This is a genomic window from Aestuariibacter sp. A3R04, from assembly GCF_018860805.1.
In the GTDB taxonomy this organism is placed as follows: domain Bacteria; phylum Pseudomonadota; class Gammaproteobacteria; order Enterobacterales; family Alteromonadaceae; genus Alteromonas.
Genome location: NZ_JAHKQR010000011.1, coordinates 1,305,645 through 1,329,552, shown reverse-complemented (window position 1 = coordinate 1,329,552; position 23,908 = coordinate 1,305,645). Strand labels below are relative to the sequence as shown.

Below are 23,908 nucleotides of genomic sequence, written 5' to 3'. Positions count from 1 at the left end.
GGGAAAAGAACAGAGATGGCAGAAGTATCGATTGAAAAGCTCGCCAATGACATTGGAACAACCGTTGACCGCCTGGTAACCCAGTTTAAAGATGCTGGTATCACTAAAAATGCGACCGATGCTGTAACTGAAGATGAGAAAAAGCAGTTGCTGGATCACCTTAGTAAACAGCACGGTAGCGCGGGTTCCGGTGAACCAAAGCGAATGACATTACAGCGCAAGACGACCAGCACCTTGAGTGTGGGTAAGTCAAAATCTGTGAAAGTGGAAGTGCGGAAAAAACGCACTTACGTTAAGCGCAGTGAAGTTGACGAACAGCGTCAGGCTGAAGAAGAGGCAAGATTAGCCGAAGAGCGCGCGCGACTGGAAGCAGAGCAGAAAGCGGCTGAAGAAGCGGCGGCAGAAGCAGCTCGCAAGGCGGCACAAGAGAAAGCGCGTATGGAAGCAGAAGCGAAGAAGAAAGCGGAAGAAGAGCGCGCGCGTAAAGAGGCCGCAGAGAAAGCCCGCAAAGATGTGCAGGCTGCTGATGAACCGCAATTGTCTGCTGAAGAACTTGCTGAGCAGGAAGCAGCTCGCCAGGAAGAAGAGCGCATTCGCAAACAGCAGGAAGAAGAAGCAAAGCGCAAGCTTGAAGAAGAAGCTAAACGTGCTGCTGAAGAAGCGCGTCGTCTGGCTGAAGAAAATGAACGTCGCTGGAAAGAAGAAGAAGAGCGTCGCAAGCGTGAAGAAGCCGCTGATGTTCATATGCATTCAAACCGGTATGCGCAAGAAGCAGAAGACGAAGAAGATATGCAAGTTGAGCGTTCTTCACGTCGTCGTAAAAAGTCAAAGAAAAATGCGGGTGAACACCTGAAGCAAGGCTTTAATAAACCGGCTCAACCTGTTGAGCGCGTAGTGAAACTGGGTGCCACAATTACAGTGGGCGAGTTGGCTAATCGCCTGGCGATTAAATCAAACGAAGTCATTAAGACCATGATGAAAATGGGTGAAATGGCTACGATTAATCAAGTTCTGGACCAAGACACAGCTACGCTGGTGGTTGAAGAAATGGGCCACAAGTATGAGCTGGTTAACGACAACGCGTTAGAAGACGAATTGATGGCCGATACCGGTCAGGGTGAGAAAATCACTCGTGCACCAGTGGTCACTATCATGGGGCACGTCGACCATGGTAAAACGTCTTTGCTGGACTACATTCGTCGCGCCAAAGTAGCTGCTGGCGAAGCTGGCGGCATTACTCAGCATATCGGTGCTTATAAAGTACAAACTGACAACGGTGAAATTACCTTCCTGGATACCCCTGGACACGCGGCGTTTACTGCAATGCGTGCCCGCGGTGCAACGGCGACGGACATAGTTGTTATTGTGGTTGCCGCCGATGATGGCGTGATGCCGCAAACAAAAGAGGCCATTCAACACGCGCGAGCCGCTGATGTGCCACTTATTGTTGCCGTTAATAAGATGGACAAAGAAACCGCTGACCCGGACCGTGTGAAAACTGAGCTGTCTCAGCTTGAAGTTATCTCAGAAGAATGGGGTGGTGAGCATCAGTTTGTGAACGTATCGGCAAAAACCGGTATGGGTGTTGATGAATTGCTTGAAGCCATCAGCTTGCAAGCAGAGTTGCTTGACTTCAAAGCAGTACCTACAGGCCCAGGCCGTGGTATTGTTATTGAATCCCGTCTTGATAAAGGGCGGGGACCCATCGCGTCAGTGCTTATTCAGGAAGGCGAAGTCCGCAGCGGCGATATATTGCTGTGTGGTGAAGAATACGGCCGTGTGCGTGCCATGCGTGATGAAAATGGTAAAGAACTGAAAGTAGCTGGTCCGTCTACACCCGTAGAGGTGCTGGGTTTGTCTGGTGTACCTGTAGCGGGTGAAGATGCGGTTGTTGTACAGGATGAGCGTAAAGCTCGTGAAGTTGCGGCTAAGCGTCATCAGAAAAAACGCGAACTCAAGCTGGCTCGCCAGCAAAAAGCGAAGCTGGAAAACATGTTTGCTAACATGGAAGCCGGCGATGTAAGTGAATTGAATATTGTGCTTAAAGCCGACGTTCAAGGGTCAGTTGAAGCGATTTCAGAATCCTTGATCAAACTGTCTAACAACGAAGTTAAAGTGAATATTGTCGGTAGCGGTGTAGGTGGAATTACAGAAACTGACGCAACACTGGCTGCGGCATCAGGTGCCATTATTCTTGGTTTTAACGTTCGTGCTGACGCCACTGCCCGTCGAGTTGTCGAAAGCGAAGAAATCGATTTGCGTTATTACAGCGTAATCTATGATTTGATCGACGAAGTGAAAGCGGCGATGAGCGGTATGCTGGCGCCGGAATTCCGTCAGGAAATCATTGGCTTGGCACAAGTGCGTGATGTGTTTAAGTCACCAAAACTCGGTGCCATTGCAGGCTGTATGGTGACAGAAGGTGTGGTGAAGCGCAGCAACCCTATTCGCGTATTGCGTGAGAACGTAGTCATCTATGAAGGCGAGCTTGAATCTCTGCGTCGCTTCAAAGACGATGTTGCAGAAGTACGCAATGGTATGGAATGTGGTATCGGTGTTAAGAACTACAACGACGTAAAAGTGGGCGACCAAATCGAAGTTTTCGAAATTGTTGAGGTTGCACGCCAAATTTAATCCAATGGGATGATTCCGAAAAGCGCGGGGGCTACGGCCCCCGTTTTTGTCTGTTTTATCCGTTGTGATTTGAGGAGTGAGTTATGGCACGGGAATTTTCTCGTACAGACAGAGTAGGGCAACAAGTTCATAAAGAAGTTGCCAGTATTCTGCAAAATGAATATAAACATCGCATTGGCGATATGCCGTTGATTACCGTCTCGGATGTAGAGGTATCAAGGGATTTAGCCCACGCCAAAATTTATGTAACGATTTACGGTGCCGAAGAGGCCGATGCAAAAGCACACACTAAACAACTGGAGGAAAATAAGGGCTTTGTCCGCTCTCTCCTGGCCAAGCGTTTGAGAATGCGCAGTGTGCCCCATCTTCACTTTTTCCGCGATGAGTCGTTAACTGAGGGTATTCGCATTGCTAATCTAGTGGCTGACACCATTGCAAAAGACGAAGAGAAAAACAAACAGCGGGACGAAGAGCAAGACTAAATGGCTAGAAAGCGCAAGGGCCGGGCAATTAACGGTATTTTATTACTGGATAAACCCACCGGGGGCTCTTCTAATCAAATTCTGCAAAAAGTACGATGGCTGTTTAAAGCGGCAAAAGCCGGTCATACCGGCGCACTCGATCCTCTTGCCAGTGGCATGTTGCCTATTTGTTTAGGCGAAGCGACGAAATTTTCTCAGTTTTTGCTGGATGCTGAAAAAACCTATGAAGTAACCATGCATCTGGGCGTTCGTACTTCTACATCTGATGCGGATGGCGAAGTGGTTGAGACTAAGCCGGTAAAGGTGACGGAACAGGCTGTTAGGCAAGTATGTGCCGGTTTTTTAGGTAACAGCAAACAGATCCCGTCCATGTTTTCTGCGTTGAAGTATCAGGGAAAGCCCCTTTACTACTATGCAAGGCAAGGTATTACTATTGAACGCGAAGCGCGGGATATCACCATATTTGAACTCGAAATAGTGCGAATCGATTTCCCCAATGTAGATATGCGCGTTCGTTGTAGCAAGGGAACTTACATTCGTTCACTGGTAGACGACATCGGTCAGTTACTCGGTTGCGGTGCTTATGTAACTCGTTTGCATCGAACACAAGTGGCTGATTATCCGGCGGATAACATGATAAGTTTGGCTGAGCTAATCGCGATACAAACGTCATTGGATGAAGGGGTGTTTGCGCCTCTTGATAAGCTATTGCTGCCCATGGATACGGCTGTCTTATCATTACCAGCGGTGACGCTTTCCGCTCAGCAGCAGCATCGCTTTGAGCATGGGCAAAGTGTGACAGGTGAAAGTAAGGATGCGATAACGGTAAATACTATGTATCGTGTATACGGTGAAAGTCAGTCTCAGCCGGTTTTTCTCGGTGTTGGAGAGGGGGTTGTAGCACCTAAGGATCAACCTGACACCGATTGCAACACGGTTTTTGTTTCTCCGAGACGGCGTGTGGTTTATGAAGTCGGGCAAGGCTGAATTTACTTGCGAATACTAGCGCTATCGTTATAATACGCGCTCTTATAATTTCGCTGAATTAGTGATCGGCGAAATTTAATTCCACTAGGAGATATATATGTCACTAACGAAAGACGAAATAGCAAACATCGTTTCTGAATACGGCGTTAAAGAAGGTGATACAGGTTCACCTGAAGTTCAGGTTGCTTTGTTGACACACAATATCAACAAACTGCAATCCCACTTCTCTGGTCATAAAAAAGATCACCACTCTCGTCGTGGTCTGCTGCGCATGGTTAGCCAGCGTCGTAAACTGCTTGATTACCTTAAAGGTAAAAATGCAGAGCGTTATCTTGACTTGATCAAGCGTTTGGGCCTGCGTCGCTAAGACGGGGTTTCAAACAAAAAAAGCGCCGAAAGGCGCTTTTTTTGTGGCTGTTAATTTGCGTGATTAGACGCCGGTTGGATCAGGTTGACTGGCAACTTTTGTAGCCAGTTCACGCATATCGTCCCGAAGGCTGCTAATTTGGTTTGCTAGACTGCCACTTCTGTTTTCTAGCACGCTGAGTTTATCCGTGAGATTTTTCACCGTTTGCGCTTGGGCATTTTTATCACCGGCAGCTTGTTCGATTTGTACATTGAGGGCAAGGATCTCATCGGCGATCCCGCTTAACTGGTTATTCAGAGAGGCCAGTTTTGACTGTTGGGCTTTTATGTCTTCTGACATACCCGAAACGGATTTTTTCAATTCGGTTTGCGTGCTATTCAGTTTATCACCCAATTCAGTAATTTCTTTTTGGTTCCGTCTCCATGCCGATGCCCAAAGCTTATCCATCTGGTCCCAGAGTTCGTTACTTTTATCCGTGAGTTCGCCCACTTTTACTTGTAACGCAACGGTGGATTCACCCATTTCTTCACCAGTAGCAGACAGTTTTCGCTCTAATTGTGCAATGCGGTTTTCTGCTTTCTCAGCCTCGGCCTGTTGCAACAGAAGTTGAGAATATAAATAATAGCAGCCACCACATCCGCCCAAGGCAATAAGTAGCGCCAAAACAGCCCATATAGTGCCACTTGAGCTATTTCCAGCGGCTACGGAATTCGAGCTTGCCGCCCCTGTAGGTTGGTTGTCTGCTTTTGCGGAATGGCCAGCAGGACGTTTTTTTTGCTGGTAATCACGACGGTCCTCGTCATCCAGCCTGATGGTGGGAAAATCGTCATTTCTCGAATCGTTGGACATACTTACTCTTTAACACTCTACTTCAGGTTACAACCTGCCCGCAGACAGGAATACTTTATGAGAATCAATACCACTACTGGCAAAAAATAACAAGCAGCAAATAACCGGCCAGTATTAACAAGGCTTGGTACACGCGTGTATAGTCTATCTGATTTAGTCGTCTCCAATCCACTCTACCCGGTATAAATCTCGTCGTCTGTCTAGGTAATTTCTCACAGAACCTTCGTTTTGAAGTTTTGTTAATTTGTCTAAATCCAAATCGACGATCAGTGTCATTTCTGTATTGGGGGTTGTTTCTGACACAATGGCGTCGTGGGGGAAAGAAAAATCAGAAGGTGAGAATACGGCAGTTTGTCCGTATTGAATATCAACGTTATCTACTTTAGGCAGGTTGCCTACACTGCCGGCAATAACCACGTAGCATTCATTTTCGATGGCTCTGGCCTGCGCGCAACGGCGGACCCGTAAATAGCCGTTCTTTGTATCCGTCCAAAAAGGCACAAACAAAATTTGCATTTCCTGTTCGGACTGCAGCCTGGCCAGCTCTGGAAACTCTACATCGTAGCAAATCAATATGCCAATTTTGCCAAAGTCGGTGTCAAATACGTTAAGCGCATTTCCGCCTTTCATTATCCAGTCTTTTTTCTCGTGGGGCGTGGGATGAATTTTGTATTGGCTCTCTATCGTCCCGTCCCGACGACAGAGATAACTGACGTTGTACAGTTCCTCATCTTCTACCACAGGCATGGAGCCTGCGATAATGGTAATATTATAACTAACGGCCAGGTGAGACATTGCGGTGAGAATTTCATCCGTGTAAGTCGCTAAATGCCATATTGCGTCTATGGACTCCTGCGAAGGGCTCAACCCCATGAGTGGTGCATTAAAAAATTCAGGGAATAAAGCTACATCACAGCCGTAGTCTGACAACGCATCCACAAAATATTCGACTTGTTGCAGTAAACTTTCCACATTTTCAAAGTATCGCATTTGCCATTGTATACAGCCGATTCGAGCACTGGATTTTCTACCTCCGAACAACCTGGGTTTTCCGGGTTCGTAATAAATATTGTGCCATTGTAGCAGGGTAGCATAGCCCCGAGATGCCTTGTCCTCAGGCAAATAAGCCTGTAAAACTTGTTTAACTTCAAAGCCATTTGATAACTGAAAGGTGAGGATAGGGTCAAAGATATCTTTTGATTTCACTGCTTCGATGTATTCATACGGCGTCATTGTTGCCGCGTGTTTGCCATAATTGGGAATTCGCCCTCCTGCCATAATCGATTGTAAATTCAAATTGCGGCATAGTTCTTTGCGGGCTTCATACAGTCGTCTTCCTAATCGCAGGCCGCGGTAGTCAGGGCAGACAATCACTTCAACGCCATAGAGAACATCGCCATTGGGATCGTGCGTAGTGAGGTATGCATCACCGGTAATTTCATCATAGGTGTGTTTATCGTCGAACTGGTCGTAATCGACAATGACAGAAATGGCAAAAGCCACGACTTTACCTTTGTCTTCAATACAAATTTGACCATCGGGAAACGTAGTTACCTGTGCTTTGTAATTTTTATAAGGCCAGGCACCGCCTACATTCACGTAAACCTTATCCATTAGCTCTTTCACATCTGTGTAGTCATCTAATGTAAGATTTCTCAGCTCCAGATGGTGTTCGGTTTCTTCATTAGTGTGAATGTCCTGACTCATTTTTTGTATTTCCTGCTTATCGTTTTTCTACTGCCATATATACACAATGACAGAAACTTTAGATCCTTTCTAGACGCGCTATAAACAGTTTGATAAAAGTGACAAAAAAGATTGTCATCGCAGTTGTTCAGGCGTATAAGTTCGCCACTTTTTAATGTATTGATCACTTTATATGCTTGCTGCAATTTCTGAAAGATTAAGCGATGTGGTGGGGTTTGAACGCATCGCAGAAGATATTTACGTGCGTGGTTACAGTATACTTACTGACGTGTTGCCGGTTGAATTAGCGGAAAGCTTATATACCCATAATCAGAGTATGTCTCAGGCTATCTTCGAGAAAGCCGGTATTGGCAGGAGTGATGAGCATCAGCAAAATCAATCTATTCGCCGTGATGAAATTTGTTGGATTGATGGTTACACGCCTACTGGACAAATGTGGTTGTCTTTTTGTGCCGAACTACAGAAGTATTTAAACCGACGCTTGTTACTTGGGCTCCATTCTTTTGAAAGCCATTTTGCACATTATAAACCCGGTATGTTCTACAAACGGCATTATGATGCATTTAAAGGCAGTACAAACCGAATACTGTCGTTAGTTACATATTTGAATAAAAACTGGCATGAAAGTGATGGCGGTCACTTGGTGCTCTATCAGAATGACGAAGATACCACCGGTATCAAGGTATTGCCCACCCATGGCACACTCGTGGTGTTTTTAAGTGAGATATTTCCCCATGAGGTGCTTCCTGCCAATCGGGATCGCTATTCCATTGCAGGTTGGTTTCGGGTTAATGGCACGCATGGCGGGGTTATTGACCCTCCTCGTTAGCTATCAGTGCCAATGCTTGTTTAAAGTCAAACTTGGCTGCTGCCTCAATAATGGCGTCCGCTATATGTGAACCAAACCGTGCGGTTAAGGTTGGGCGCTGTGATACGATGTACCGCCTGTTCATATACTTGTGTTCACGAAGGTTGGCTTTAAATATTTCAAAAGGTGTGGCAGCGTGGAGCTCCTTATTGCCCAGAGATGAAGACTCAAGAGCGCGAGAGATGGCGCGATACGTCTCGTTAAAGCTCTCCAGTAGAACGCCTTTTGTGGTCCACTGACCTGTGTTGAGCAATTCTTCTGCTTCTCTAACCTGTGTTTGTAAGTGAAGGGCGCCGATAGACACTGATAATCCCTTTAGCGTGTGCAACATTCTGCGGAGTGTTTCGCTGTCTTTTTCTTTCAATAAGGCGTCATTGAAACTGCCGAAGTGCAACTTAAAGTTCGTTAGTAAATCAAGATAGGTGTGAGAGCAAAACCCCAGTCGCTCACACGCACCAGCGACGTCAAAATCCGGTAGTAGTGCTGCAATCTGCAGTTGACTACGCGTATCATCAGTAAGGGTTTTACCAGACTGCATCGACGCAGTTACTCGTTTGTCTGAGAGTACTTTTATAAGCAGTCCATACAGTTCATCCCGGACAATGGGTTTTCCGATTTGTCCATCCATGCCAATGTCGACCACTCGCTGGTGATCGACGGCCGTGACAGCGGCAGACATGGCATAAATGGGGGTGTTTTTACCTGAGGGCATTGTTCTTATGCGTTCACACGCGGTGTATCCGTCCATAACAGGCATTTGTAAATCCATCAGAACGAGATCTACGGGACGACCCTGAAGTTCTGAAATGGCCTCCATGCCATTGTTTGCCAGGACAACCGTTATGCCAAGTTGTTCTAAAAGTTCTGTAGCCACGAATTGATTGGTGGGGTGATCTTCAACCACTAGTACGGTCGCATCTTCAAACTGCAACGAAGGAGATGGTGCAAATGACGTTGGCCTGAGAAGATTGTTTTCTAAAAGTGTAAGTAAACTCGATTCCATATCAGACGCCAGGAAGGGGCGTAGTAGCCAGGTCGATGGCACATTGAGCTTAATATTGCTCACTTTTTCGTAGTATTCCTTTTCATCGCTGATGAAAATTACTCCCTTGGACAAATTTTTCTTTCTCTTTTTCAGTAATACCGTCAAAGTATTTTCTTTTTCCTGTCGGGTCAGACAATTCATATCCACGAAGATGACATCGCAGGGGGGAGCATTTGGGCTATTTAGAAAATCTGATAATTCAATTCGTTGTGTTGCCGCGCCCACGTTATCTAAAAAGCGTTCCAGCATTTCCGCTGTACCAGTGTCGTTAGTGAGTAAAGTTATGTTGAGGTTTTTTAGCCGACTTGCCACCAGGCTATGGGAATTTGTGTCAATAACAAGGGGAAGTTGGAGGGTAAATTGGCTGCCTTTTCCCAGTTGGCTTTCCACTGAAATATCGCCGTTTAGTAAGTCACATAATTTCTTACTAATTGCCAAACCAAGTCCCGTGCCACCAAAGCGGCGCTCAATGGAACTGTCGGCCTGAGAGAAAGATTGGAATAGCCGGGTTAGCTGTGTGCTGTCAATACCAATTCCGGTATCGGCTATCGAGAATTTAACAAATGTTGCTGCAGAAACTGTACTGTTGGTGGCGGATACACGTAAGGTTATTCCGCCTTTCTCCGTGAATTTAGTGGCGTTGCCCAGAAGGTTGTTGATGATTTGACCGATGCGTTTGGCATCGCCTATGACAAACCGAGGTACTTCTTTTTCAACTTGGGCGTGAAGCGTTAAGTTTTTTTGAGAAGCAGTACTGGAAAATAGATTCAGGCTGTTTGACAACATTTTGAATAAATCAAAGGGCTCATTCGAGCAAATTACCTTGCCAGCTTCCAATTTCGAATAGTCGAGAATGTCATTGAGTAGCTGCAACAGCGAGCGTGAAGACATTTGTATTTTCTTGAGATATTCGCGCTGTTTGCCAGCCATCTCCATTTCCAGCACCATGTCTGTCAGGGCGATCACCGCATTCATAGGCGTGCGTATCTCGTGGCTCATATTTGCCAGGAATTCACTCTTTGATGAATTGGCTTGTTCTGCAGTTTCTTTCAGCGCCCGTAATTTATCCTGCATTGTTTTTAACGAGGTAATGTCCAGCAATGATCCTATCAATTTACTGACTTTTCCGTCGTCACCATTCTCAAACACAGCATCCTGCGCCATGACCCATATCCATGAGCCATTCGCGTGTTTCACGCGGTATTGAATGGTCACTACATCTTTTGTGTCTGGGTTGCGAAGCAAGTGTTCGATGTGGTGGCTCATTCTTTGTCGATCATGTGGGTGGATGAGGGTTTTTATTCCGTCTTCCAGGCTGTCGAGGTGAGCGTGGGTGTAGCCGGTGATAACACTAAACTGAGCGTTGATAAACAGGTTTCGCCGTTGTATTACGTCATAGATGTATACACCTGCAATGGATGCATCTATAACTCGCCGGTTGATGCTTTCTTTCTCAATGAGTTGCGCTTCAAAATGTCTTTGCTCGGTAACGTCGCTGAACATCATGACTACGTGAACTTGTGTGGCAGAAAATACGTTCAACTTTAGACTTTTATTTGGAGGAGGGCCGGGCAGGGTAACCATCAGAGCAGAAGGCGCGTTATTTTCGGTGAAAAAAGATTGGATTTCTGGCAAAGCAGTAAAATCGGTAAGATTGGTTTGTTCCAGTAATTCTTTGGCTCTGTTGTTTTTGTGGATCAATTGGTAGTTGTTATTTATCTGCTCATAGATGTGAATTCCCATTGGCAGGTTTACAATGAGCTTATCTGTTAGCAATTTGGCCAGAAAGAGCGCAGACTCTGTTGCCAGTTGCTCTGACATATCTTCCACAGATACGTACAGAAAATTACCGATACCGCTGCTGCGCGCCAGTTTTATCTTAACGGGAAGTTGGGATCCATTTTTCCGTGTGGCAAAACGGGGTTGGGTTTCATATTCTTCGGTATCGTCAGTCCCTGCACATTGTTCATTTAAGCCCAGAAAAGTATGAATATCCCTTATATCTATTACCTCACCGATGAATTTTGACTGCAGTTCTTCACTGTCGTACCCAAGCATGGTACAGACTTGGACGTTGGCAGTATCTATCACTCCGTCCGGTTGCAATACAAGAATGCCAGTATGGATGTTGTTGATACTATCTTTGCGAAGGATTCTTTGGTCACGGTGATGAGATGCACGCAACGTCTGAATTGTGATCTCATTGGCGTTTTCTAACGTTTTTTTAATGTGATCAGGATTTGATAATTGCAGAGCTCGCGGAATGGAACTATATACTTTATAAGCGGTTATGCAGGCAACGATTGCGATGAGAAATTTACAGATGCCGTAAATGCCTGATATATCATGCCAAAGACTAAAAATACTGATGGCATGGCTGAGGCCAAATAGTGCGAATAACAAAGCGGAAAATATGATCAGGCCGCGGAATTTAAGATCAGGGCGCTTGTTGAGAAAGAAGTATAGCGCCATGGCAACCGACAAACAGGTTATTGAAATAATTCCGTCTGATATTGCGTTTAGCCAAAGCATTTCAGGTGACGCCAGATTGAAGTGACCATGGTGGTTTAAGTTGCTATTGAACAAGTTATCCAGAGCTGATGACATAGATAAGCACGGTGACTAATGATAGTTACATAATAGGAAAATAATATTGTGACAGCGAGTTTTACAACAAATAAACATAGGGATTGTTGATATGCCGATGTCTAAATCACGTGTTCTTATCGTAGATGACGATATCACCACAATTAGTCTTATAGCGGATGCGTTATCTGTAGATTACGAAGTTTTGGTTGCAACTGAAGCAAAAGAAGGGCTGACATTAGCAGCATTTTCGAAACCCGATTTGATTTTGCTTGATGTCATGTTACCAGGAACCAGTGGTTTTTCATTGTGCAGGCAACTTAAGTCCAACGAGCAAACGTTCAATATTCCGGTCATTTTTGTATCGGCATTGGCTGAGGCGAAGGAACAAACTCGTGGTTTTGAATTAGGTGCGGTGGATTACATTACTAAACCTATCGAGTTATCGACTCTTCGCGCTCGGGTTCGAACACATACCCGACTGTATAAACAAACATTGCAGTTGGAATCCCTGGCTGCAACAGACGCGCTTACCGGGTTGGCTAACCGGCGCAAATTTGATGAATGCTTGGCAAAAGAGATAGAGCGAGGGGTTCGGGCACAGTCAGACATATCTGTTCTTATGGTGGATATCGATGACTTTAAAGCTTATAACGACCGCTACGGGCATGGCAAAGGCGACGATTGTCTCATTCAGGTTGCCCGGGTGATAAAAGATGTCGCCAGAAGATGTTCAGATTTGGTTTGTCGTCTCGGGGGGGAAGAGTTCGGTATTATTTTGGGGGAAACCGAAAGAAGTGGCGCCATGACAATTGCTGAAGCCATTATTAAACAGTTCAACATCAAAAAAATAGAGCACAGAGCCGCAACCACTGAGCAGTATCTCACTGTGAGTATTGGCGCGACTTCCCTTAAACTTACTCCGGAGCTTTATCACGTGATAGATGCCCGTCAGTTAGTTGATACTGCAGATGAAGCACTTTATGAGGCCAAGTCTTTGGGGCGAAACAAAGTGAATTTCCACCCGTTTATCATTGGCGATCATAAAAAGATAAGCTAGCTGCGCGCTATGTGGCGGATTATTCATTTCTGTGTTGCCACGGGCCCTTATTCCGTTTATTGTTGAAAACAATGTGGTACTTACTCGGTTGAATAAGTATAGGTGTCAAACACCTCGCTTGCTGGCAGCAGGTGTTAAGTACTGTACAGTTTACAAGTGACCTGCTCTGGATGTAATCGTGGAAATTTTGTCGCACTCAACCCCCGTTCATGAACTCAATGCGCTTATCATTGACAATCAAAATCTAGTTCATGATGTACTGGGAAATGCCTTAAATGAAATAGGTATAAACAATGTGAGCAGCGCATTTAACGCTTACCACGCGTTGCGATTGTGTGAAGAGCAAACCTTTGATTTTGTGCTTATTGCATTTAACGTCAGTTGCGACAAAGACGGTTTTCATCTGTTTGAAGAGTTAAAACACCTGCAACACATCACAGAGAAAACCACAGTGGTATTTCTCAGTGCGGAAACAAGTCAGGAATTGGTGAATTGTATTGTCGAATTGCAGCCTGACGACTTTTGGGTAAAGCCTTTGGACAGTAAGCGCGTAGTGCAGCGGTTAACCTGGTTACTCAAAATTCGTCAGTCGTTACACAAGCTCCTCAATTGTTTGTACAACAAAGAATATGCCAAAGCCATATATTACGCGGAAAGACAACTACAAAGCGACGAAGTCGCTGAATTTCACCCGCGACTCAAACGTATAATTGGCGACTGCTATTTTTCACTGCGGGAATTTGGCACGGCGGAACAGTATTTTCGAGGCTTGTTGTCAGAATACAATCACGCATGGGTGCATATTGGGCTTGTTAAAGCGCTTATTAAGCAAGAAAAAATGGAAGAAGCTGAAACGCTTATCGAAGATTTAATTGTGCGTGCAGATACCCGTTTTCACGTTTTTGACTTGCTCGCCCAATATTACATTGAAAAATCTCAGTTTGAGAAAGCGTATGAGCAAATGCAACAGGCGTGTAAACTGGCACCTCGAAATATCGAGAGGAATAAACGGTTGTGGGATCTGGCTCGCCTCAACCATGACAAGCCTGGCCAATTAGCCGCAGTACAGTCGATGGCTAAATTTGCCAAAAACTCTATCCACGATTCTCCTGAACTGAGTTTAAATGTAATCAGAGCGACTCTTGACATGGCAACGGCGAGCTCTGCCGCGGAAACAACTACCCTCATAAGAAAAGCAGAAAGTGATATTGCGTTGTTGGAGAAGCACAAGGGGTTGGAGAAGGTTCTCGCTGAACAGTTTTCGGTCATGCGGGCCCGTGTACTTTGTCTGAAAAAAGAAAAGAAAGCGGCCGAAGTAATCATGAAAAGCAAGAAGATGCATACCGATGGGTTATCCATGGAAGATAATCTGGATAAAATGAAGGCCTTTCATGAACTTGGCATGCGCGAACAGTGTCTGGCGCTGTTGGATAAGTTACGCAACCAGATAGAAGGTGACACCTTTGCCAGTCAGGTCGTGGATGAATACATTCAGCAGGAATCTATTGAGCGCAAGGACATTAGTTTTACCACTGTTGAACTCAAAGAAATGGCGTCGGTGAATTATAAGGAAAACAGATTCATCCCAGCCTATAATAATCTCAAACAAGCGTTAACGTTGTCGCCGAGCAATAAACAAATTGCCCTGAGCCTGCTTAAGGTGTTGGTTCAACTCAACAAAAAAGAACCGTTAAACAATGATCAGCAAGATCAGGCAATAAAAGCCGCCATGTCATTGCTTAAAGTGTCACTAGCAGAAACTCAGGCGGCAAAACGGGACGAATATATTCGCTGCCTGCACATTCAGACAGCGTTAGATGAACTACGTGCTGAGCCTTCTTCTTTGCTCGCCTCATGACAATACCATCACAAAGGGTTAGGTCGAGGACGATGGATATGTCAATGCTTGTAACCACAGGGCGTGGTCTTTGATCACTTTATCTGCATAGCTTTCCGCCAATTGCTTGAGTGCCATTTTGTTGCAATCAAGGGCTGCTAACATGGCAGCTTCAAATGCAACGGATCGCCTGTCTCCCCTGGCATGGGCATAGGCCAATGCTTCGCCGCACAACTGGGCAAAATCCACAAATCCGCCATCCACACTTTTGTTACCAATGCCAATGTCTTCAGGGCCGATCCCCACGCGAGCATGATGCCGGGAACGGATGAGCCAGTGATCTTCCAGCCACTCCGCTTCATCGAGTAACAAGTCTGGATTTCTTTGCATTTTTCGTTGACAGCGTGCTGTCAAGTGGGCTGGGTTTAATCGATTTACTGGTGTCAGGCCAGGAAAAAAATACAAGGGAGCAGCTTCTCGCTGTTGCTTTACTTCAACGATATGGCAGCGAGCAAAGCTGGCTTCAGTATGGGGCTTTGCCGGGCCGACCAAAAAATAAAAACGGGAGAGATTATTTGAACCTGTACCGGCCTGATTTCGTTCAACAATATCGATGACATCTTCATCCATGTAGGGAGAAAATGCATCAAAAACACGGGTGAAATAGTGAGACGCCAAGGGTGAATATTTTTCAGGGTTACGGCGAAACGCCAAACCGTCGTCACGCATCTGAACTGCTTTTGCCAATGCACTTTTAGTCAAAAATTCATCACCTCCCGCGGCCCGAGCGCAGGCTTTTAAATAAAATTTGTGCAAGCGAGTTCCCTCGGTGATGGTATCAACTGCATCGTAAAGTGTTGTTGGATCGTCTACTACTCGTTGACATACCGTGCCATAGCCATCGAGAAATGCGTCCATGGCAAGTTCAAAGTGATCGGATTCTACAACTGGTTTAGAGGTATTGGTTTTATCTCCGCGGTAGCGACCGTGTTTTACGCCCTGGCAGTGATCGATAGCCAGCTTTAGCGACACCATGTAGCGGCATAAATCCCACGCGGCATGACCAACACAAGCGTCATCATAATCGTTTGGGCTGAAAATAACGTTATCACCGTGGGAACCTTCTTCTGTCATAAAACCAAAATTTGCCGCATGGCAGTCACCCAGTACACAGGTTAATGGAACCTGAGTGAGAGCGTCAGGAATGGGAAGGATACCCGAAGCTATATCGGCATAAAAGAGTTGTGCACTGCCGCGGAAAAAGAGAAAAGGCGACGTAGCCATCTTTGCGTGCTTGCTTAAAAGCGGATCAGCTTTTCGGCCGTCGATTCTTTTTATCTGTGTCTGAATGGTTGCTAAACGCGCCCTTTCTGAACTTGTCATTTCTGTCATCTTATCTGCACTTGTCATCGTCATGTTGCCTAATTTGTATTCTTGTTTTTTATTTTATCTTTTAATCTAGAAAATGAATTAACGCATTCAACAATACCAATTATATTTTTTCTCCTGCGCCAACTATTATCATCACCAGTTAAGCACATCAGGGTTTTGCGAATGTAGCAAACCAAGGTTGCTTTTTCATCGTAAATACCGTGTCCATATGCAATCAGCTTTGGAGCGAAAGACACAAACTAAACTAACTTAATGGAGATTAACAATGGCAATTATTAATACTGCTATCAAGCCTTTTAAAGCAAATGCATTTAAAGATGGCGAATTTGTTGAAGTAAGTAGTGAAGACATCAAGGGTAAATGGGCGGTATTTGTATTCTATCCTGCAGATTTTACCTTCGTATGCCCTACGGAACTTGGCGATATAGCCGACAAATACGAGGAGCTGCAGTCTCGTGGCGTAGAAGTGTTTTCTGTATCTACCGACACGCACTTCACACACGCTGCATGGCACGCGTCTTCTGATACCATCGGTAAGATCAAGTTCGCTATGATCGGCGACCCTACAGGTGAAATTACCCGTAACTTCGATTGTATGCGCGAAAACATGGGCTTGGCTGACCGCGGTACATTCGTCGTTGACCCTGACGGTATCGTACAGGCAATGGAAATTACTGCAGAAGGTATCGGTCGTGAGGCGGACGATGTAGTACGCAAGGTTAAAGCCGCTCAATACGTTGCGTCTCACCCAGGCGAAGTGTGTCCTGCTAAATGGAAGGAAGGTGAAGCTACACTTGCTCCTTCTTTAGATCTGGTAGGCAAAATCTAAAAAAACGTTGTTACCAACGCTTTGAGATGGTGCAGGCTTTACCTGCACCAACCTAACACTAAAGTCAGCAAACCCTAAGCAAAAGGCAGAATTACCGTGTTAACTAAAGAAATTTTACAGGCATTGAAAGGCTACACCGCGTCAATGCAGAAAGAAGTAACATTCGTTGTACAAACTGGCGAGCACAGCAAGCGCAGCGAACTGGTTGAATTTCTGTCTGGCGTAGCAAGTGTAAGTGACAAAATTAAGTTGGAAGAGCGCGATACACAAGGCGTTTTACGCAGTGCGACAAGTTTTTTGCTTGAAGCAAACGGTGACGATACCGGTATTCGTTTTTCCGGCATCCCGGGTGGTCACGAGTTCAATTCGTTAATCCTGGCCATATTACACGCGTCAGGCACACCACTAAAAGTGGATGAAAATCTACAAAATATTGTTAGAGAGGTCAATGAGCCTCTGCATTTTGAAGTGTTCATTAGCTTGAGTTGTCACAATTGTCCTGATGTGGTTCAGGCATTGAATCAGTTCGCATTGTTAAACCCTAATATTACGTCTGAAATGATTGATGGCGGTGTTTATCCTACCTTAATTGAAGATAGAGATATTCAGGGCGTACCGAGTGTTTATTTAAACGGCGAACTCTTTGCCAACGGCAAGGTTGATGCGTCCATTCTGATCAACAAATTGCTCGAGCGCAATCCGTCGCTGAAAGAGGCGAACAAAGGCAAGCGCATGCCATTGCAGGATGTAACCGTGATAGGCGGCGGTCCCGCGGGTGTTAGCGCCGCAATCTACAGCGCGCGAAAAGGGTTAAATGTGACCATTGTTGCCGACCGTTTTGGTGGTCAGGTTAAAGATACCATGGGCATCGAAAACCTGATTTCTGTGCCAAAAACCACAGGGCCCGAGTTAGTCGGAAACCTGTTGGAACACATGAAAGATTATGACATCACGTTAAAAGAACACGTGAAGGTGGAAAACATTGAACGGGGCGATATTAAAATTGTCGCTTTATCGTCGGGCGAAGAAATTCGCACCCGCTCAATTATCGTAGCGACGGGAGCACGCTGGAGAGAACTCGGTGTTCCCGGCGAAAAAGAAAACATAGGAAATGGCGTGGCGTATTGCCCCCACTGTGATGGGCCATTTTTTAAAGGTAAAGACGTTGCTGTAATAGGTGGCGGTAACTCCGGTATTGAAGCTGCACTGGATCTAGCTGGTATTGTGAAGTCGGTAACTGTATTTGAATTTATGCCAACTTTGAAAGCTGATGAAGTATTGGTTAAACAAGCAGAGAAACGCGACAACATTACTATTTTACGCAATGTGGCCACAAATCAGATTGTTGCGGAAAATGGTAAAGTCACGGCTATTGAATATACTGACCGTGAAACCCAGGAAGTCTCCACGTTACCGCTGGCGGGAGTCTTCGTTCAAATTGGCTTGGTGCCGAACAGTCAGTTCATGCAGGGTGTGGTCGATATGACCAAGCACGGTGAAATCATCGTCGACAACAAGTGCGTAACATCAGAAGCTGGGATATTTGCCGCTGGTGATGTGACGACTGTCCCGTACAAGCAAATTGTTATCTCTATGGGTGAGGGCGCCAAAGCGTCATTGTCGGCCTTTGAGTTCTTACTGACTCATGAAGTAGTTGAAGGGGAAAATGGCAGTGCTGCCTGAGGTCAGGTGTTAGTTTTTCCAGTGTAATAAGAAAAGCAGTAGCCGTTCTCGGTTACTGCTTTTATCTGATACTTTAACCGATGAAACCGCTTAATACGCATTAATTTTGCCATACCCAGTTTTCCTGACTTAAGCCAAGTACCGCAATACAATGTGTGTAATCGTGATCCCCCATAGCCTTTGCTACTGTTTTAAATTGTGTTTTTGCGCGAATGGCTTTCACCTGCAGTAATTGAAGACGTTTCTCTGCGTTGGTGTCAAAACAACTGTCGATAATGCTGTCAACTTTTTCTTGAGCTTCCCAGTATTCCAGCACGTAGTTAATTAAGCGAGCGTAAATATCGGCCATACGCTTAGCTGGCAAGGTGCTTTCAAGCCCTATTGTAACGACGGCTTGATGAAAAGAATAAACCGTTTCGTGTTCAATAACGCGGGAAAGTGCCGCTAACTCATTTTTAAGGGCGGTGAGAAGACGGCTGTGAGCAAGCCGGGAATATGGCTGCTGTTTAAGGGCGTCGATATCTGACAATAGCATGTCTACATTGACCAAATGCCGTTGTGTTGTCGATGTCATGTTCCGGGTGATTGTGATAGCAAAATTAAATAATAAGCATATCACGACTCTAGGTCCTCGTTTTCATTTTCTATTGGCTTAAACAAAACATCATTTGACTTTTTTTCTTGGATCATTTAAAAACCGACCAGTTGGTTTGTAATGGGAAACGAAAATGTCTGATTCGAAATTGGAAACCTCACGCGAGCGAATTTTGAAAGCGGCTACTGCCATTGCAGTGGAAGACGGGCCTAAGCAATTGACGCTGGACAACGTGGCGAAAAAATGTGGTATGAGTAAGGGTGGGTTAATTCACCATTTTCCCAATAAAGATGCGCTTCTTACCGAGATGCTGGCGTGTATGATGAAAACCATGAACAGTGATATGGAACATGTACGGGATCAACATAGCGATGTGCTAACCATTACTACAATGATGCGCAGCCGAAAACTGAGTCACGAAAAGTTGCTTCTACAAGAAGCGAAAGTGTTGTTAGTGGCGGCCATTGAAAATCCGGATCTACTCGCTCCAATGTGTCACATGATGACAACTAAAAAAGACGCAATATTCTCAGAGCCTCATACTGACAAAAGCCTTTTACTATGGCTTGCCGCAGACGGCTTGAGTTTTCAGGAACTCCTTGGCGTTAGCCCGTTTGACGAAAACGAGCGTTCGACATTGAGAAATAAATTAATTGATATGGCGGTTGCACTAGAGGATGACCAGGGTGAATAAATTATTGGTAAGCATACGTGCACTTGTGTTAGTGGGATTAGTGGTAGCAGGGGTAACGGGTTGTTCTCAGCCCGAGGGGCATGAAGAACAAAAAGCCCCCCCCATGGTTCAGGTATTTACCGTGAGCGACGATGACCAAACTGTGGTAAGGCATTTTGTTGCACGAGTTGATGCGTTGAGCACGGTAGATATGGCGTTTCAGGTCGCCGGTCGTATTAATAAACTCGTAGATCGCCAGGGGGTAGTTATTCCTCAAGGCGAGGCGTTAGCCGCGCTGGAGCCACAGGATTACAACCTGGCACTAAAACAAGCGGAGGCAAGTTTTCGCAAGGCGAAATCAGATTATGAGCGCGGGCTGCAATTGCAAAATGACAACTACATTAGCCAGAGCGATTTTGACGCGCTGAAAACCGCTTATGAAAATGCCGAGCTTGCAGTTGAAAACGCGAGGCTGAATGTAGATTACACCGTGCTCCATGCGCCTTTCGATGCATTGATAACCAACAGATTAGTTGAAAAATTTTCTTATGTGCAGCCCAACCAGCCAGTGCTACGGGTGCAAAATATCAATTTTCTTCGTATTCACGTTAACGTACCTGAACAACTCATGCGCTATGCGGCTGAAAAAAATCCCGCCTATCAAGTATTTTTAGAAAACGAAGACGGTGAGTTACTGACCGATAGGCACGGTGAGGCGGTGTCGTTAACCTATTTGGAAAACAAAACGGAAATTAACACGGCCACCCAGACCTATCAGGTGACGTTCAAGCTGCCCCGGGAAGAAGGGTTAGATTTGTTACCGGGCATGGTATTAACTGCTCGTGTGGTGATTGCGAATCCTACCATGGATACCGGATTGTGGGTCCCAGTGAGTGCTATTGATTCAACCGGTAGAAGTGAGTTTGCTGTTTGGCTTGTGGACAACGGGACGGTGTCCTATCAACCCGTTGAAGTGGGATTGGTTCGCGAAGGTAAAGCGCAGATAACACAGGGGATATCTACCGGAGATAAGATTGTTGCTGCCGGTGTATCCGCATTGCAAGAGAGCATGGCAGTACGTGAATTTACCAAAGAGAGTCCGGTTTTATGAGAATTGCCACGTATTCCATTAATAATCAGTTAACTGTTTGGTTGCTGATGATCATTTGCTTGGTGGGCGGTGTAATAGGCGTCATTAAAATCGGCAAGCTGGAAGACCCGGCATTTGCGGTTAAAACAGCTATTGTTACCACTAATTATCCGGGGGCTACTGCAGAAGAAGTAGAACAAGAGATTACTGAACCACTTGAGTCAACCATTCAGCAGTTGGCTCAGCTGGGCGATATAAATTCTCGTTCGCTACCTGGTCAGTCGCAGATCACGGTAGAAATCCGAGACGACTACAGCAGTGCGCAGCTTCCTCAGGCTTGGGATGAGTTGCGACGCAAAGTTAATGCGGCGGCTATGCAGTTGCCGTCAGGCGCTTACACGCCTGTCGTAAATGACGATTTCGGCGACGTATACGGTATGTTTTACGCGGTAGTTGCTGAGGGATTCAGTAATAAACAGAAGCAAGAACTGGCAACCCGGTTACGCAGGGAAGTACTTACTGTGCCCGGCGTTACTCAAGCACAGTTGGGCGGCGTGCCAGAAGAGACTATTTACGTTGAAGCGACGCAGGAAAAACTGGCTAGTCTGGGCATTTCCATGTCGTCAATAGCCAGTGTTTTTCAAACTGAAAGCGCTATTGCCGATGCGGGAAGTATGCGACTTGGCGACAAGCGTATCCGCTTGGTCGTACCCGCTGGTGATGATTCCGAAGCATCCATACGCAATTTAAAATTTGGCGTGCCAGGTACCACTGAACAACTTCACATTGGTGATATTGCATCTGTGTACCGGGTTGAATCTGAAACTCCAAGTCAAATTGTGCACTTCAATGGCAAAGAAGCCTTTAGCCTGGCAATAGCCGGTCGAAGCGACTTGAATATCGTAGACATTGGTCATAACGTTGAAGTTCACTTAGACAAACTGCGTGAAAAATTACCCTTGGGCGTTGAAATTTTACCTGTGTATGAGCAACACAAAGTAGTAGACGATGCCATCAATGAGTTTTTGGTTAATCTGGCGGCATCTGTGGCAATTGTGGTGGCAGTGTTGCTATTGGTTATGGGGTGGCGTGTAGGATTAGTCGTGGGCTCGACATTATTACTCACAGTACTGGGTACTGTGCTGGTGATGTGGATCTTTGAGATACAGATGGAACGTATATCGTTAGGGGCTCTGATCATTGCGATGGGTATGTTGGTAGATAATGCCATTGTAATAGCTGAATCTATGCTGTTGAATATGCACAAAGGTCAGGATTCCGTGACGGCAGCAGAAGATGCTTCCCAGCAAACGCAGTTTCCCCTGTTGGCCGCCACAGTGATTGGTATTCTCGCTTTTGCCGGAATTGGCTTGTCTCAGGATAGCACCGGTGATTTTATGTTCTCGCTGTTTGCTGTAATCTGCATTTCCCTTTTACTAAGCTGGATCCTCGCGGTTACCGTTACGCCTTTGTTAGGTCATTATTTCTTTGACCAACGCGACGGGGATGATGAGCAGGATCAGTACGCAAGCAAAGGCTATGGCATGTATAAAGGCCTTTTGCGTGCTGCACTGCGCTTCCCTCGAATTACAGTACTTATTTTAGTGGCAACCACAGCGGTTAGCTTGATGGCATTTGGTATGGTGAAACAATCATTTTTTCCACCGTCCAATACACCCATTTTCTACATAAACTACACATTGCCCCAGGGCAGTGATATCCGGGCAACAGAAGATGACATCGCGGATATCGAAAAACTGGTTCTGCAACAAGATGAGGTAGTAAACGTAACCAGCTTTATCGGCATGGGGGCGAGCCGCTTTATGCTGACTTACTCTCCTGAATTACCTAACCCTTCCTATGGGCAGCTGATTGTGCGTACAGCCAGCCTGGAAGAAATACCTGGGGTAATGAAGCGTCTTAATAAAGAAATTCGACAGCGATATCCACAGGCGGAAGTGTACACCGAAAGACTATTCTTTGGTCCGGCAACAGGTGCACAGATAGAGGCCAGGTTCAAGGGGCCAGACTCAGATGTGTTGCTCGAACTAGGTGCTAAGGCAGCGGGAATAATGCGCGCCGAACCCACTATTGTTGATGTGCGTCAGGACTGGCGGCAACGGGAATTCACGCTTTATCCTATTGTTGATGATCAAAAAGCCAAAGTTGTTGGGTTATCACGCACTGATATTGCCGATTCTTTGGCCTTTGCCACAGAGGGACAAACCGTTGGCATTTATCGCGAGGATGATCGTCAGATCCCAGTAGTCATACGGCCGCCTGTTTCCGAACGTCAAAATATGGACTGGCTGAGAGACCGGCTCATATGGAGCGAGGTTCAACAAGACTTTATTCCCATTACACAAGTGGTGTCGGAGTTTGATGTGCAGGCTCACAACGGTATTATTAAACGTCGAGACAGAGTGAGAACCCTGACTGTTCAGGCCGAACCTGCAGATGGGCTTACCGCCGCTGAGGCGAGGGCGAACGTGCTGGAGGCCATGAATGCGATGACATTGCCCGATGGTTATGCCCTTGAATGGGGGGGAGAATACGAAAGTTCCCGAGACGCTCAAGCAAGCCTTGGACAACAATTACCTCTGAGTTTTTTGAGCATGATCCTCATCACCGTATTGCTTTTTAATGCGTTGCGCCAAGCATTGCTGATCTGGTTCATTGTACCTATGGCCATTTGCGGTGTAACGGCCGGATTAATTTTTACCGGTATGCCCTTTAGCTTCACTGCGCTACTCGGTCTGCTGAGCTTATCGGGTATGCTGATCAAAAATGCCATTGTTCTGGTAGATGAAACGGACTTGAGGCGTCGACGGGGGGGACCTCTAATCGATGCTATCATGGGAGCCAGTTTGAGCCGCGTCCGGCCAGTAATGCTGGCAGTACTTACTACAGTGCTGGGAATGATACCTCTGCTCTGGGATGCTTTTTTTGCCAGTATGGCCGTAACTATTATGTCGGGATTGACGTTTGCAACCTTATTGACGCTGGTAGCTGTACCCGTGCTGTATTTGTTGTTCTTTAGAGCAGATTACAAAGACACTTCTCCTACCTGACTTTTCTATAAATCCTCATAGTATGTGTCGCTTTTCCCTTGGGCAAAGCGACATCTTTTTCCTGGCAAAGTATACATCTTGCACAATATTGAGATTGCGAGTTATTATCATTTACATACTCGGTTTCAATTTGTAATATGCCCATCACGTACA

The 23,908-nt window shown here is 45.8% G+C and carries 17 protein-coding genes; 12 read left to right on the top strand and 5 right to left on the bottom strand.

The window, feature by feature from the left end:
- Positions 1-15 precede the first annotated feature (15 nt).
- The 4 genes from infB to rpsO all read left to right on the top strand — a co-directional run bounded on the left by infB (position 16) and on the right by rpsO (position 4,470).
- Entirely contained in the window at positions 16-2,634 is a 2,619-nt protein-coding gene (infB, locus tag KO518_RS15355) for a translation initiation factor IF-2 (protein ID WP_216026665.1), read from the top strand.
- Positions 2,635-2,717: 83 nt separating this feature from the next.
- The gene (gene rbfA / locus KO518_RS15350; protein WP_216026664.1) at positions 2,718-3,116 is read left to right on the top strand and encodes a 30S ribosome-binding factor RbfA; all 399 of its coding nucleotides are present in this window, start codon (positions 2,718-2,720) and stop codon (positions 3,114-3,116) included.
- Positions 3,117-4,103 carry a tRNA pseudouridine(55) synthase TruB gene (gene truB / locus KO518_RS15345; RefSeq protein WP_216026663.1) on the top strand — a complete coding sequence of 329 codons (987 nt, stop codon included), beginning with the start codon at positions 3,117-3,119 and terminating at the stop codon, positions 4,101-4,103.
- 97 nt (positions 4,104-4,200) lie between these two features.
- Positions 4,201-4,470, top strand: a complete 270-nt coding sequence (rpsO, locus tag KO518_RS15340) for a 30S ribosomal protein S15 (RefSeq protein ID WP_216026662.1) — start codon at positions 4,201-4,203, stop codon at positions 4,468-4,470.
- A 63-nt stretch (positions 4,471-4,533) separates the two neighbouring features.
- Here rpsO and KO518_RS15335 read toward each other — a convergent pair whose 3' ends face one another.
- Both KO518_RS15335 and KO518_RS15330 read right to left on the bottom strand, forming a co-directional pair.
- Entirely contained in the window at positions 4,534-5,319 is a 786-nt protein-coding gene (locus tag KO518_RS15335; protein ID WP_216026661.1) for a hypothetical protein, read from the bottom strand.
- A gap of 153 nt (positions 5,320-5,472) precedes the next feature.
- Complete coding sequence (locus KO518_RS15330) at positions 5,473-7,026, bottom strand: carbon-nitrogen hydrolase family protein (RefSeq protein WP_216026660.1); 1,554 nt, start codon at positions 7,024-7,026, stop codon at positions 5,473-5,475.
- A gap of 172 nt (positions 7,027-7,198) precedes the next feature.
- On the opposite strand from KO518_RS15330, the gene KO518_RS15325 reads away from it, so the two are divergent.
- On the top strand, positions 7,199-7,855 hold the full coding sequence (locus tag KO518_RS15325) for a 2OG-Fe(II) oxygenase (RefSeq protein WP_216026659.1): 657 nt from the start codon (positions 7,199-7,201) through the stop codon (positions 7,853-7,855).
- Here KO518_RS15325 and KO518_RS15320 read toward each other — a convergent pair.
- Positions 7,836-11,546 carry an ATP-binding protein gene (locus tag KO518_RS15320; protein WP_216026658.1) on the bottom strand — a complete coding sequence of 1,237 codons (3,711 nt, stop codon included), beginning with the start codon at positions 11,544-11,546 and terminating at the stop codon, positions 7,836-7,838. The two genes, KO518_RS15325 and KO518_RS15320, sit on opposite strands and share 20 nt — an antisense overlap.
- Before the next feature lie 91 nt (positions 11,547-11,637).
- Here KO518_RS15320 and KO518_RS15315 point away from each other — a divergent pair, with 91 nt between their 5' ends.
- Together KO518_RS15315 and KO518_RS15310 are read left to right on the top strand one after the other, a co-directional pair.
- Positions 11,638-12,585: a diguanylate cyclase domain-containing protein gene (locus KO518_RS15315; protein WP_216026657.1), complete on the top strand. Its 948-nt coding sequence runs from the start codon at positions 11,638-11,640 to the stop codon at positions 12,583-12,585.
- Between the two features lie 178 nt (positions 12,586-12,763).
- On the top strand, positions 12,764-14,443 hold the full coding sequence (locus KO518_RS15310) for a response regulator (RefSeq protein WP_371742338.1): 1,680 nt from the start codon (positions 12,764-12,766) through the stop codon (positions 14,441-14,443).
- Positions 14,444-14,461: 18 nt separating this feature from the next.
- On the opposite strand, the gene KO518_RS15305 is transcribed toward KO518_RS15310, so the two are convergent.
- On the bottom strand, positions 14,462-15,832 hold the full coding sequence (locus KO518_RS15305) for a DUF2252 family protein (protein WP_252736140.1): 1,371 nt from the start codon (positions 15,830-15,832) through the stop codon (positions 14,462-14,464).
- Between the two features lie 247 nt (positions 15,833-16,079).
- Between KO518_RS15305 and ahpC the strand changes: the two genes are divergently transcribed.
- Both ahpC and ahpF read left to right on the top strand, forming a co-directional pair.
- The gene (ahpC, locus tag KO518_RS15300; RefSeq protein ID WP_216026656.1) at positions 16,080-16,643 is read left to right on the top strand and encodes an alkyl hydroperoxide reductase subunit C; all 564 of its coding nucleotides are present in this window, start codon (positions 16,080-16,082) and stop codon (positions 16,641-16,643) included.
- A gap of 96 nt (positions 16,644-16,739) precedes the next feature.
- Positions 16,740-18,326 (top strand): alkyl hydroperoxide reductase subunit F, encoded by a 1,587-nt coding sequence (ahpF, locus tag KO518_RS15295; RefSeq protein WP_216026655.1) that lies wholly within the window; start codon positions 16,740-16,742, stop codon positions 18,324-18,326.
- Between the two features lie 100 nt (positions 18,327-18,426).
- On the opposite strand, the gene KO518_RS15290 is transcribed toward ahpF, so the two are convergent.
- Positions 18,427-18,900 (bottom strand): hypothetical protein, encoded by a 474-nt coding sequence (locus KO518_RS15290; protein ID WP_216026654.1) that lies wholly within the window; start codon positions 18,898-18,900, stop codon positions 18,427-18,429.
- A gap of 154 nt (positions 18,901-19,054) precedes the next feature.
- Here KO518_RS15290 and KO518_RS15285 point away from each other — a divergent pair, with 154 nt between their 5' ends.
- Genes KO518_RS15285 through KO518_RS15275 form a run of 3 tightly spaced genes read left to right on the top strand, consistent with a single transcriptional unit; the run spans position 19,055 to position 23,755 of the window.
- Positions 19,055-19,615, top strand: coding sequence for a TetR/AcrR family transcriptional regulator (locus tag KO518_RS15285; protein WP_216026653.1), 561 nt, complete (start codon positions 19,055-19,057; stop codon positions 19,613-19,615).
- The gene (locus tag KO518_RS15280; RefSeq protein WP_216026652.1) at positions 19,608-20,705 is read left to right on the top strand and encodes an efflux RND transporter periplasmic adaptor subunit; all 1,098 of its coding nucleotides are present in this window, start codon (positions 19,608-19,610) and stop codon (positions 20,703-20,705) included. The genes KO518_RS15285 and KO518_RS15280 overlap by 8 nt, the downstream gene beginning before the upstream one ends.
- Positions 20,702-23,755, top strand: coding sequence for an efflux RND transporter permease subunit (locus tag KO518_RS15275; protein WP_216026651.1), 3,054 nt, complete (start codon positions 20,702-20,704; stop codon positions 23,753-23,755). Before KO518_RS15280 ends, KO518_RS15275 begins: the two co-directional genes overlap by 4 nt.
- The last annotated feature ends 153 nt before the right edge of the window (positions 23,756-23,908 follow it).